The organism is Microlunatus flavus (assembly GCF_900110855.1).
In the GTDB taxonomy this organism is placed as follows: domain Bacteria; phylum Actinomycetota; class Actinomycetes; order Propionibacteriales; family Propionibacteriaceae; genus Microlunatus; species Microlunatus flavus.
In genome coordinates, this window is sequence record NZ_FOFA01000010.1 from 156,543 (window position 1) to 168,404 (window position 11,862).

Sequence of the window (11,862 nt, forward strand, 5' to 3'; positions counted from 1 at the left end):
GTCATCGGTATGACGACGATCGAACCATCGTACGGACGGGTCCGGACGGCCGCACGCCTCGCGCTGCTGGCCGGCGGGCTGTTCGTGGTGGGCACCAACGCGTTCGTGATCGCGGGCGTGCTGCCGGCCATCGCCGGCGACCTCGGCACGACGCAGCCCGCCGTCGCGTCGTCGATCACCTGGTACGCGGCGGTGGTCGCCGTCGCGTCCCCGCTGGTCGGGGTCCTCCTCCCCCGCGCGCCGCGCACCGCCCTGATCGCGGTCGGGCTGCTGCTCGTCGCCGCGGGCACCGTGGTGGCCGCCTTCGCCCCGGGGCTGACCGTGTTCGTCGCCGGCCGGGTCCTGGCCGCGCTCGGCGGCGCCGCGCTGGTTCCGACCGCCACGGCGGCCGCCCCGACCCTGCTCCCGCCCGAGCGGCGGGGTCTCGCCCTCGCCGTGACCGGCCTCGGCTTCACGCTGGCCTCGGCGATCGGCTCCCCGGCGGGCACCGCCCTGGCCGCCGCCGTGGGGTGGCGCGTCACGATGCTCGCGCTCGCGGGGCTGGCCGTGCTGCTCGCCGGCGGCGTCGCGCTGCGCCTCGGCCACCTGCCGGCCGGCGCGCCGGTCAGCCTCGGGCGCAGGCTCGGCGTGCTCCGTGACCGCCGCGTGGTCCTCGTGCTCGCCGCCACCGCCCTCGTGACTGCCGGCTTCAACGTCGTCTACATCTTCAGCGCCCAGCTCAGCCACGCCGCGACGGGTGGCGACGGCCGGCTCCTCGCGCTGCTCCTGCTCCTCTACGGCGCCGGCGGGGTGGTGGGCACCGCGCTCGCCGGTCCCGTCACGGACCGCTTCGGCAACCGGCCGACCTCGGCGGTCGCCACCGGCGCGCTGGTCGCGGTGTTCGTGCTGCTCGCGCTCGAGGAGCGCTCCTTCGTGGCCCTCGCCGTGCTGTTCGCGGTGTGGGGCGTCGTCGCCTTCGCGGCCGTCGTCCCGCTCCAGCACCGCCTCGTCGGGATCGACCCGGCGACCGCCGGCCTCACCCTCGGCTGGTACTCGACCGCCATGTACGTCGGCATCGCCTGCGCCCCGCTGCTCGGCGCCGCGGCGCTGGCCGGTGGCGGAGCGGTCGAGCTGCCCCTCGCCGGGGCGGCGGCCACGGCGCTGGCGCTCGTGGCCTTCCAGCTCGGCTTCGTCGGGCGCGGGCACACGGCCGCCGAGGCCCAGCCCTCGGGTCAGACCACGGGTCAGACCTCGGGTCAGCCCTCGGGTCAGCCCTTGGGCGCGAGCTCCGAGACCAGCGGCACCACGTCGGCGATCGAGTCCTCCACCCGCGTCGGGCGGTAGGGGAACGTCTCGATCTGGCTGCGCCGGGTCGAGCCGGTGAGCACGAGCACCGTGCGCAGGCCCGCCTCCATGCCGGCGATCACGTCGGTGTCCATCCGGTCCCCGATCATCACCGTCGTCTCGGAGTGGCCCTCGATGCGGTTCAGCGCCGAACGCATCATCAGCGGGTTGGGCTTGCCGACGAAGTAGGGCTTGATCCCCGTCGCCTGCCGGATCATGGCCGCCACCGAGCCGGTCGCCGGGAGCGAACCCTCCGGCGACGGGCCCGTCACGTCCGGGTTCGTCGCGATGAACCGCGCGCCCTTCTCGATGAGCCGGATCGCCCGGGTGATCGCCTCGAACGAGTAGGTCCGCGTCTCCCCCAGCACCACGTAGTCGGGGTCGCGCTCGGTCATCACGAAGCCGACCTCGTGCAGCGCCGACGTCAGCCCGGCCTCGCCGATCACGTACGCCGACCCGCCCGGCATCTGCTCGCCCAGGAACTGCGCCGTCGCCAGCGCCGACGTCCAGATCGACTCCTCCGGCAGGTCGATGCCGCTGCGCAGCAGCCGGGCCCGCAGGTCCCGCGCGGTGTAGATCGAGTTGTTCGTCAGCACCAGGAAGCGCAGGTCGTTCTCCTGCAGCGCCGCGATGAAGTCCGCCGCACCCGGCAGCGCCTGCTCCTCGTGGACGAGCACGCCGTCCATGTCGGTCAGCCAGCAGGAGACGTGGTGGCGTTCGGTCATGCGTCCAGGCTGGCAGCACGGTTCCGCGAGCGGCTGCGGGGTCTTGCGGAGCCTCCGTACGCTGGGGGAGACATGCGCACCCTCCTCCGCCCCCTCCGGCTCGGCCTCCCGGCCCTCGCCGTCGTGGCGTTCGCGCTGGCCGGGTGCAGCGAACCCTCCTCTCCGTCCGCGCCGGAACCGACCCCGGCAGCACCCTCGAGCGCCCCGACTGCGAGCGGCATCGACCCGGGCTCGAGCACCGCCGGCAGCGACGGCCTCACGGTCCGCTACCTCGAGAAGGGCACGGTCAAGACCGTGCACGTGGAGGACTTCCCCCGCTGACCGCGGGTACGCCTCCCGAGCCTGTCGGGTGGCGCCCACGCCCTTGGCGTTCCTGAGCTCCCGCACGGCAGACGCTCCCTGAGCCTGTCGAAGGGCCCGGAACGGGTTGGGTGCCGCTTTTCAGCCGGAGCCAGGACGCCGACCTCTTCGAGGCCCTTCGACAGGCTCAGGGAGCGTCCTCACGTTCCAACACGACCTCGGCTACGCCCCCTGAGCCTGTCGAAGGGCTTGGAGCGTCCGGCGCTCTACTCCTCCACGTACAGGCAGAACGGGTGCCCGTCGGGGTCGAGGCAGACGCGCACGTGCTCCTGCGGCTGGAACTCGGCCACCCGCGCTCCGCGCTCCTGGGCCCAGGTCACGGCGGCCTCGAGGTCGTCGACCTCGACGTCGAGGTGGGCCATCATCGCGACGTCCCCCGGTTGGGCCGGCCACACGGGCGGCACGTAGCGCTCCTCGCGCTGGAAGTGCAAACCCACCCCACCCTCCGGGTTGCGGAGGACCACCCACTCCGGCGCCTCCGACCGGTACGTCCAGCCGAGCAGCCGCGCGTAGAAGGCCGCCAGCGCCACCGGGTCCGGCGTGTCCAGCACGACGCCTCGCAGGTGCAGCCCGGGCCGCTCGTCCGCCATCTGGCCCTCCTCGTCCCGATCCTCGCTCCGGCGATGCTGCCAGACTCGCAGACGTGGAGGACACGACGCCGGTGTGGCCCGGACCGGCGCTGGTCGTCCTGGCCGGCGCGGCCGGGTCGGGCAAGTCCACCTGGGCCGCGCAGCGGTACCTGACCGGCGAGGTCGCCTCCTCCGACGCCCTGCGCGCAGCGGTGGGCAGCGGCCCGTACGACCTCGACGCCAGCGACGACGCCTTCGCGCTCCTCGACCAGATCGTCGCCGCCCGGCTGCGGCGGGGGCTGACCGTCGTGGTGGACACGCTCGGGCTCGACCCGAAGCGACGCGCCCACCACCTGGCCCTCGCGCGCAGCCACGACCTCCCGGCCGTGCTCGTCGTGCTCGACACGGCGCCGGCCCTGTGCCGCGCCCGGAACGGTGCGCGCGACCGCCCGGTCCCCGCCCGGGTCCTCACCGAACAGCTCCGCCGGGTCCGCGCGCTCGTCGAGAGCCACGACCCCGAGCGGTGGGCGCCCGAGCAGGACGAGGCCGAGCGCTGGGACGCCGTCGTCGTGGTCGAGCAGTTCGCCGACCCCGTCGCTCCCGCAGCTGCGGCGGACACGGGGTCCGTCGAGCCGCCGCCCCGGCACGCCGGTCCCCGCGTCGTGCTCCAGGTGTCCCGGTTCCCGTGGGGCGAGGGCGTCGGCGACCCGACGCGCTGGCTCACCGACCTGGCCCGGGCCGCCGACGCGATCGGGCTCGACGGCATCGCCCTGATGGACCACCTCGTGCAGATCCCCCAGGTCGACCGCGCGTGGGAACCGATCCCCGAGCCGTACGTCGCACTCGGGCTGCTCGCCGGCCTGGAGACCCGGCTCCGCCTCGGCACGTTGGTCTCCCCCGTCACGTTCCGCTCCCCCGGCATCCTCGCCAAAGCCGTCGCGACCCTCGACGTGCTCAGCGGCGGGCGTGCGTTCTGCGGGCTCGGTGCGGGGTGGTGGCTGCGGGAGCACCAGACGTTCGGGCTCGACCTGCCCTCGCCCCCGGTCCGGATCGCCCAGCTGCAGGCGACCATCGAGACGCTCCGCGCGCTGTGGGCGCCGGGGACCAGGGCGTACGCCGGCCGCCACGTGCACCTGCCGGAGACGACCTGCTACCCACGTCCGGTCGGCCGGGTCCCGGTCGTCGTGGGCGGTTCCGGCGACCGGCTGCTGCGCGTCGTCGCCGAGCAGGCCGACGCGTGGAACCTGCCCAGCTCCGACGAGGCCCGCCTCGCCCGGCGCCGCGCGGTGCTCCGCGGGCACTGCGCCGAGCTCGGGCGCGACCCGGACGACGTCGAGGTCACCGTGCTCGACGTGCCCGTGCTCGGCACCGACCGGGAGGACGTGGCCCGACGGGTGGAACGGCTGCGAGGCCGCATCCCGGCGACCGCCTTCGCCCGGCAGCACCACGCGGGCACGGCGGCCGACCACGCCGCGCGCTACGCCGGCCTGGCCGAGCAGGAGGTCGGCACCGTGTACGTGGCCCTGCCGGACCTCGTCGACGCCGACGACCTCGCCCGGCTCGAGCCCGTGCTGGCCCGCCTCTAGCCGGCCCTAGCCGGCACTGCCGCCGGTCCCGAGCAGCCGGTCGGTCTGCTCGTCGGCCTGCCCGCCGTAGAAGGTGTCGAGCACCTGGGCGAACGCCGGCTCGTCGGGAGCGGCCCGCGTGAAGAGCGTCATCGACGAGCGCAGCTTGAGGGCGTCGATGCCGCCGAAGATCTCCTCGGCGCTGCGGTCGGGACGCTCGAGCACCGCGGCGACGCACGCGCGCAGGCGCGGCCCGAGCACCGGGTGCGCCAGGTAGGCGCGGGCCTCGTCGAGCGAGCCGAGCGCGTACGCCTGGGCCATGCTGCTGCGCCCGAGCCCGGCCAGCTGGGGGAACACGAACCACATCCAGTGCGACGTCTTGCGCCCCGCCCGCAGCTCGCGCAGGGCGGCGTCGTACGTGCCGCCCGCGTCCTGCGCGTCGACGAACCGGTGGATATCCGGGCTCTGCATCCGCGACCTCCCGCTTCTGGGTACAACCGTGACGTGACCACCGCGCCCGCAGCCGATCCCGCACGCGCCGACCAGGCGCCGCCCGACCCCTCGCGGTGGCGTGCCCTCGCCGTCGTGATGGCGGCCGGCGCCATGACCCTGCTCGACGTGAGCATCGTCAACGTCGCCCTGCCGACGCTACGGGAGGGCCTGCAGGCCGACGACAGCGACATCCAGTGGATCGTGGCCGGCTACTCGCTGGCCTTCGGCGTGGTGCTCGTGCCGATGGGCCGGCTGGGTGACGCCCGCAGCCGCCGCAGCGTCTTCATGATCGGCGTGGCCCTCTTCACGCTGGCCAGCGCCGCGGCCGGTCTGGCCCCGAACCCCACCCTCATCTCCGTCGCCCGCGTGATCCAGGGCGTCGGGGGCGGCATCATCACCCCGCAGGTGTCGGGCTTCATCCAGAACCTCTTCCGCGGGCGGGACCGGGCCAAGGCCTTCTCGATCTTCGGCGCGACGATCGGGCTCTCCACGGCAGCGGGGCCGCTGCTCGGCGGCCTGCTGGTCGCCCTGGGCGGGGAGTCCTTCGGCTGGCGGCTCGTCTTCTTCGTCAACGTGCCGATCGGCATCGCCGTCATCCTCGTCGCCCGCAAGCTCCTGCCGGCGGACGCCCCGGCCAAGCGGGGCCAGAGCCTCGACCCCGTCGGCGTGGCGCTGTTCGCCGCGGCCGTGCTGCTCGTGCTGTGGCCGCTGGTCGAGGGCACCCAGGGCGCCCCGCTGTCGAGCCGGCCGTGGTGGCTGCTCGGCGTCGCGGTCGCGCTCGGCGTCGCCTTCCTGCTGTGGGAGCGCTCGTGGGGCCGCCGCGGCAAGGAGACGCTGATCAACCTGCGCCTGCTCAAGGTCCCCGCGTACATCTTCGGCCTGAGCCTCGGCACCTTCTACTTCGCCGGGTTCACCGCGATCTTCCTGATCGTGACGCTCTACCTCCAGGTCGGCCTGCACTACAGCGCCCTGCAGGCCGGGCTCACGACGACGCCCTTCGCCGTCGGCGCAGCCGTCTCGGCCCTCGTCAGCGGGCGTCTCGTCGAGCGCTTCGGGCGCTGGCTCGCCGTCTGCGGCCTCGTCGTGGTCGGCGGCGGGCTGCTCGCCATCGACCTGCTCGTCCCGCACCTGTCGGGCATGGTCGGGCTCAAGCTCGCCCCCGCGTTCCTCGTCGCCGGCCTGGGCGGCGGCTTCGTCGTGACCCCGAACGTCACGCTCACCCTCGCCGAGGTCGACCCGGCCGAGGCGGGGTCGGGCGGCGGGATGCTGCAGACCGCGCAGCGCGTGGGGTCCGCGATCGGCGTGGCGGTGATCCTCGCGCAGTTCTTCGCGACCCTCGGCAGCACCCGCGGCGACTACGCCGAGGCGTTGTCGGTGGCCCTGCGCACGACGGTCGCCGCAGTGGGCGTGGCCCTGCTCTTCGCCGTCGCGGACCTGCTGCGCCGGACCAGCCACCAGCGCAGTCCCGAGCCGCAGCACGCGGCCGAGGAGCCGGCTCCCCGGCACGCCGCCTGAACGTCGCCGGCCCGATCCGCTGGACGGCCGTCTCGACCACGGGGTCTCCCACCGGCGCGTCTGCGCCACGGTGGAGACTGAGGCGTGACCTCCACGCCCGACGTGTCCGAGTCCGCCCAGGACGAGCAGGACCAGCAGCCCGACCCCATCGACGAGCCCACCGCGATCATCCTCTACGGCGGCACTGGTGACCTGGCGAAGCGCATGGTGCTGCCGGCCATCTACGAGCTGTACACGCGCGGGCTGCTGCCCAAGCAGTTCCGGCTGATCGGCAACGGCCGCGGCGACGTGTCGCACGAGAACTTCCAGCAGCACATCCACGACGTGCTGACCGAGTTCGCGGACGCGCCGGACGAGGAGCAGTACGCGGAGTTCGCCAAGAACGTGAAGTTCGCGGGCGGCGGCTTCCGTGAGGACAACCCGGGCAGCCTGCTCGACGTGATCAAGGAGGCCGAGGACGAGCTCGGCACGGACGTCGCGCTCATCCACTACATGGCGATCCCGCCGCAGGCGTTCGAGGCGACCACCAAGGCGGTCAAGGCCCACGACCTGGCCAAGAACGCCAAGGCCGTGTACGAGAAGCCGTACGGCGAGTCGCTGCAGAGCTTCCACGAGCTCGACGACCTGGTGCACTCCGTCTTCGAGGAGGAGCAGGTCTACCGCATCGACCACTTCCTCGGGAAGGAGGCGACGCAGAACCTCTACCTGACCCGCTTCGCCAACCGCCTGTTCGGCGACGTGTGGTGCCGCGACAGCATCGCCCAGGTCCAGATCGACGTCCCCGAGACGCTCGACGTCTCCGACCGCGCCGACTTCTACGACGCCACCGGCGCGATGCTCGACATGCTGGTCACGCACCTCTTCCAGGTGGCGGCCGAGGTGGCCCTCGAGCCGCCGATCAGCATGGCCGACGAGGACGTGCAGAACGCGCGCGAGTCCGTCATCGCGGCCTTCCGCCCGCTGTCGCCCGACGAGGTCGTGCTCGGGCAGTACCGCAGCTACACCGACATCGAGGGCGTCCCCGACGACTCGCAGACCGAGACCTTCGTCGCGGCCCGCCTCTGGGTCGACACCGACCGCTGGCAGGGCGTGCCCTTCCTGCTGCGCACCGGCAAGATGCTGGCGACGAGCGCCCAGCGGGTCAGCCTCATCCTCAAGCCGGCGGACGGGCCGCTCAAGCACGTGCCGGCGAACGCGAACGCGATCGTGTTCGACCTCAAGGGCAACGGCGCGATCGACGTCCAGCTCACGGTCAAGAAGCCGGGTCCGGACGCCGTGCCGGCGGCCAGCGCCACGTCGCTCATGCTGCAGAACGTGGCCGAGGGCGCCATGGCTCCCTACACCTCGCTGATCCACGACGTCCTCTCGGGCAACCGGATGCTCTTCACCAGCTCGGCGGGCCTGCAGTCGGCGTTCGAGGCCTTCCAGCCGATGCTCACCGATGCGCGTCCGAAGATCGAGCTCTACGACGACGGCTCGTGGGGCCCGCAGGCCGCCGAGGACCTGACCAACGGCGTCGGCTGGCTCATCGAGCACAAGGTCAGCCCCTCCATCGGCTGACCGCCCGCACGACCCCCGCAGAACCCCGCGGAGCCTGGAACCACAGCTCCCGTCCCGCCCCGGACCGCCGGCCGCGTACGCTCCGAGCCTCCCGCTCGCGGCGCCCGCGCCGGCGGTTCCTGCGTCCCGGCACGGGCGCCGGCACCCGGCCTCAGGGCAGCTGGTGCAGGGCCAGCGGGAGGACGGTGGTCGCCCCGGCGTCGGCGAGCAGCGCGCCCGCGACGGTCAGGGTCCAGCGGCTGCGGATGGTGTCGTCCACCAGCAGCACCGGGCCGTCGAAGCGGACCTCCGGCGGCCGCAGCCGCGTCCGGACCAGCAGGTCGCGCACCCGCGTGGCCGAGCTGGAGTCGGCGCTCGGCGGCGGCCCACCCACCTCGAGCGCGTCCACGAGCGGCAGCCGGCCGACCCGGGCGAGGTGCTCGGCCACCGAGCGCACCAGCTGCGGGAACCGTCGCGACGGCATCGGGACCACGGCGACCGGCCGCTGCCAGGTCCGCGACCAGCGCCGCAGCACCTCCACGCACCCGTCGAGGACGACGGGCGGGGCCGGCTGGTCGCCCTGCCACAGCCGCGCCAGCTCGGCGCTCCACGCCGGGTCGTCGGCGAAGGCGAGCGCGCGCCCGGGCTCGAGGAAGCCGATGCGGCCCTTGCGCTCGACCCCGCTCGGCCACAGCTTGCGGGCCTCCACGACGACGTCCTGGCCGCGGAAGAAGGCCTGGGCCCCCTCGATCGTCTCCTGCGACGGCCGCGCACCAGGCGCGGGCAGGCGGCCGGTGCAGACCGAGCAGCGGCCGCAGCGGTGCGGGTCCGGGTCGTCCAGGGCCTGCTGCAGGAACTGCATCAGGCAGCCCTCGCCGTGCGCGTACGAGCGCATCAGGTCGGCCTCCGCCGCACGCACCTGGCGCAGCGCGGTCCACTTCGCGTCGTCGTAGTACCAGGGACGGCCCGTCGCGACCCAGCCGCCCGCACGCCGCTCGACCGCCTCGTCGACGGCGAGGATCTTCAGCAGCCCCTCGAGGCGCCCGCGGCGCATGCCCGTCGCGGCCTCGATGGTCGGCAGCGACTGCGGTTCGGCGTTGAGCACGTCGAGGACCCGCTCGACCTGCTGCTCGTCCGGGATGCCGGCCGTCGCGAAGTAGTCCCAGATCCGCTCGTCGGACTCGGCGGGCACGAGCACCGCGACCGCGTCGTCGAGCGCCCGGCCGGCGCGACCGACCTGCTGGTAGTACGCCACCGGCGAGCTCGGCGACCCGAGGTGGATGCAGAAGGCGAGGTCGGGCTTGTCGTAGCCCATGCCCAGCGCGGAGGTCGCCACGAGCGCCTTGACCTGGTTGTCGCGCAGCCGGTCCTCGAGCTCCTCGCGGTTGTCGCTCTGGCCCGAGTACGCCGCCACGTCCAGGCCCTGCTCGGTGAGGAACGCCGTCACGCGCTGGGTCTCGGCCACGGTCAGCACGTAGACGATCCCGGAGCCCGGCATCGAGCGCAGCGCCTCCGCCACCCAGGCGTAGCGCTCGAGCACCGACATGGTCGGCACCACGGCCAGCGTCAGCGAGGCCCGGGCGAGGGAGCCGCGCAGCGTGACGGTGTCGTCGCCGAGCTGGGTGGCGACGTCGGCGGTCACGCGCTCGTTGGCGGTCGCGGTCGTCGCCAGCACGGGCGTGCCGGGCGCGAGGCCGAGCATGCTGCGGGTGAGGCGCTGGTAGTCGGGCCGGAAGTCGAAGCCCCAGTCCGAGACGCAGTGCGCCTCGTCGATGACCAGCAGCCCGACCGTGCTGAGCAGGTCGGGCAGCTGGGCGGCGAAGGCCGGGTTGGCCAGCCGCTCCGGGGAGATCAGCAGGACGTCGACCGTCCCCGCGCGCACGTCGGCGAGGACCTGCGACCAGGCGTCGAGGTTGGTCGAGTTGATCGTCGCCGCCTTGAGACCGGCCCGCTCGGCCGCGGCGATCTGGTCGCGCATCAACGCCAGCAGCGGGGAAACCACCAGCGTCGGTCCGGCGCCCTGGGCGCGCAGCGCAGCCGTCGCCGCCCAGTAGACGGCGGACTTGCCCCAGCCCGTCGCCTGCACGACGAGCACCCGGCGGTGCCGCTCGACCAGCTCCTCCACCGCGCGCACCTGGTCGGGCCGGGGTCGGGCGTCGGGGCCGGCCATCGACGCGATCACGCGCTCGAGGACGGTGGCGGCTGCGGAGCTGGTCATCGTGCTCATGCTGTCACTGTGCTCGGGCGGGACGCCGACGTGCCGGTCCTCGCGGACGTTGTGGACAGGTCGCCGCCGCCCGAGCTCGGCCTGTGGACGACCGGCACGGCCGAGGTGGCCGAAGTGGCCGACCCGATGCGTGCGCACCTGTGAAACGACCGTGAATCGGGCATCCGGGGCGTCCGCCGACGGCTTCACGGGCAAACAATCCTCGTGACCTCCCACGAGACCCCCGGGCCGGCCAAGGTCGCCGACCTCGCCTCCGACATCAAGTTCGCCATGCTCACCACCGTCGACGCCGACGGCGAGCTCGTCAGCCGCCCGATGCAGCACCAGGAGGTCGAGGGCGACGGCGACCTGTGGTTCTTCTCCTCGCGCGACTCGCGCAAGGTCGAGCACGTCCGGGCCAACCCGCACGTCGCGGTGACGCTCGCCTCCACGAACAGCTGGGTCTCGATCAACGGCTCCGCGGAGGTGGTCGACGACGCGCAGCAGGCGAAGAACCTCTGGTCCGCCGGCATGGAGGCCTGGTTCCCGCAGGGTCCCGAGGACGACTCCATCGTCCTGATCAAGGTCACCGGGGAGACGGCCGAGTACTGGGACACGCCCGGCGGCCGGGTCGCCACGGTCCTCAGCCTGGTCAAGGCCAAGGTGACCGGCGAGCGCTACTCGGGCGGCGAGAACGAGAAGGTCGACCTCGGGGCGTCGAGCTGAGCACCGACGCCGCCGACCCCGGCCTCTTCGGCCCGGACTCGGTGACCTGGCGCATCCACGGCGACCAGTCGATGGCGCTGGCGGGCTTTCGCGCGCTGTCGCTCCAGGCCGTGCACCCGCTGGTGATGGCCGGCTTCGACGACAACACGGTCTGGTTCGAGGACATGTGGGGCCGGCTGCAGCGGACCGGCGACTGGGTCGGCACGGTGACCTTCGGGACCACCCGCGAGGCCGAGCGGGCGGGCAAGATCCTCCGTTCGGTGCACGCCGCCCTGCCGCCCGGCGTCGAGCCGGAGACCGGGCTGGCCTACAAGGTCGACGACCCCGCCCTGCTGACCTGGGTCCACGTGACCGAGGTCGAGTCCTTCCTGTCGACGTACCGCCGCTGCGGCGGCTTCCTGCGACCCGGTGACGGCGACCGCTACGTCGACGAGATGCGCGACAGCGCCCGCCTCGTCGGGATCGACCCGGCGACGGTGCCGCGCAGCGAGGCCGACGTCGAGGACTACTACGCCGACGTGCGCCCGCAGCTGCACGTGACCGAGGTGGCGCGCCGCAACACCCTGCGGTTCATGCGGCCGCAGATGCCGCGCTGGGTCCGGGTGGCCACGCCCGCGCGCCCGGCGTGGGCCGGCATGGTCACGCTCGGCGTCGCGATGCTCCCGCCGTGGGCCCGCCGCCTCTACGGCCTGCCCGGGCTCCCGGCGGGTGACGTCCTCGCCACGCTCAACGGCTTCGCCCTGCGCCGAGTCCTCGGAACCCTCCCGCTCGTCATCGCGGGCAACCCCGCGTACGGCAAGGCGCTCCGTCGCACCCGGGAGCCGCAGGCCGCGTAGGCACGC

General features: G+C 73.8%; 12 protein-coding genes. 8 read left to right on the forward strand and 4 right to left on the reverse strand.

The features are described from left to right. Positions 1–9: 9 nt before the first annotated feature. Positions 10–1,323: an MFS transporter gene (locus tag BMY04_RS19700; RefSeq protein WP_091185569.1), complete on the forward strand. Its 1,314-nt coding sequence runs from the start codon at positions 10–12 to the stop codon at positions 1,321–1,323. On the opposite strand, the gene BMY04_RS19705 is transcribed toward BMY04_RS19700, so the two are convergent. Further along, complete coding sequence (locus tag BMY04_RS19705; RefSeq protein ID WP_091185574.1) at positions 1,248–2,048, reverse strand: HAD-IIA family hydrolase; 801 nt, start codon at positions 2,046–2,048, stop codon at positions 1,248–1,250. The two genes, BMY04_RS19700 and BMY04_RS19705, sit on opposite strands and share 76 nt — an antisense overlap. Before the next feature lie 72 nt (positions 2,049–2,120). Between BMY04_RS19705 and BMY04_RS19710 the strand changes: the two genes are divergently transcribed. Beyond that, on the forward strand, positions 2,121–2,369 hold the full coding sequence (locus tag BMY04_RS19710) for a RuvC family protein (RefSeq protein WP_091185577.1): 249 nt from the start codon (positions 2,121–2,123) through the stop codon (positions 2,367–2,369). Between the two features lie 245 nt (positions 2,370–2,614). Here the strand turns inward: BMY04_RS19710 and BMY04_RS19715 are convergent, their stop codons facing one another. After that, positions 2,615–2,998 (reverse strand): VOC family protein, encoded by a 384-nt coding sequence (locus tag BMY04_RS19715; RefSeq protein WP_091185581.1) that lies wholly within the window; start codon positions 2,996–2,998, stop codon positions 2,615–2,617. Positions 2,999–3,051: 53 nt separating this feature from the next. Between BMY04_RS19715 and BMY04_RS19720 the strand changes: the two genes are divergently transcribed. Then, positions 3,052–4,563, forward strand: coding sequence for an LLM class flavin-dependent oxidoreductase (locus tag BMY04_RS19720; RefSeq protein WP_198410291.1), 1,512 nt, complete (start codon positions 3,052–3,054; stop codon positions 4,561–4,563). 6 nt (positions 4,564–4,569) lie between these two features. Here BMY04_RS19720 and BMY04_RS19725 read toward each other — a convergent pair whose 3' ends face one another. Then, positions 4,570–5,013: a DUF1810 domain-containing protein gene (locus BMY04_RS19725; protein ID WP_091185585.1), complete on the reverse strand. Its 444-nt coding sequence runs from the start codon at positions 5,011–5,013 to the stop codon at positions 4,570–4,572. Positions 5,014–5,046: 33 nt separating this feature from the next. Here BMY04_RS19725 and BMY04_RS19730 point away from each other — a divergent pair, with 33 nt between their 5' ends. Next, positions 5,047–6,549, forward strand: a complete 1,503-nt coding sequence (locus BMY04_RS19730; RefSeq protein WP_198410292.1) for an MFS transporter — start codon at positions 5,047–5,049, stop codon at positions 6,547–6,549. An 84-nt stretch (positions 6,550–6,633) separates the two neighbouring features. Next, positions 6,634–8,109: a glucose-6-phosphate dehydrogenase gene (locus tag BMY04_RS19735; protein WP_198410293.1), complete on the forward strand. Its 1,476-nt coding sequence runs from the start codon at positions 6,634–6,636 to the stop codon at positions 8,107–8,109. Positions 8,110–8,260: 151 nt separating this feature from the next. On the opposite strand, the gene BMY04_RS19740 is transcribed toward BMY04_RS19735, so the two are convergent. Beyond that, positions 8,261–10,315 (reverse strand): RecQ family ATP-dependent DNA helicase, encoded by a 2,055-nt coding sequence (locus tag BMY04_RS19740; RefSeq protein WP_091185589.1) that lies wholly within the window; start codon positions 10,313–10,315, stop codon positions 8,261–8,263. Positions 10,316–10,324: 9 nt separating this feature from the next. On the opposite strand from BMY04_RS19740, the gene BMY04_RS23590 reads away from it, so the two are divergent. The 3 genes from BMY04_RS23590 to BMY04_RS19750 are packed head-to-tail and all read left to right on the forward strand — an operon-like array spanning position 10,325 to position 11,856. Next, the gene (locus tag BMY04_RS23590; RefSeq protein ID WP_269766239.1) at positions 10,325–10,459 is read left to right on the forward strand and encodes a hypothetical protein; all 135 of its coding nucleotides are present in this window, start codon (positions 10,325–10,327) and stop codon (positions 10,457–10,459) included. A 60-nt stretch (positions 10,460–10,519) separates the two neighbouring features. Then, positions 10,520–11,020, forward strand: a complete 501-nt coding sequence (locus BMY04_RS19745) for a pyridoxamine 5'-phosphate oxidase family protein (protein ID WP_091185593.1) — start codon at positions 10,520–10,522, stop codon at positions 11,018–11,020. A gap of 41 nt (positions 11,021–11,061) precedes the next feature. Further along, positions 11,062–11,856, forward strand: a complete 795-nt coding sequence (locus BMY04_RS19750; protein WP_091185596.1) for an oxygenase MpaB family protein — start codon at positions 11,062–11,064, stop codon at positions 11,854–11,856. Positions 11,857–11,862: the final 6 nt, after the last annotated feature.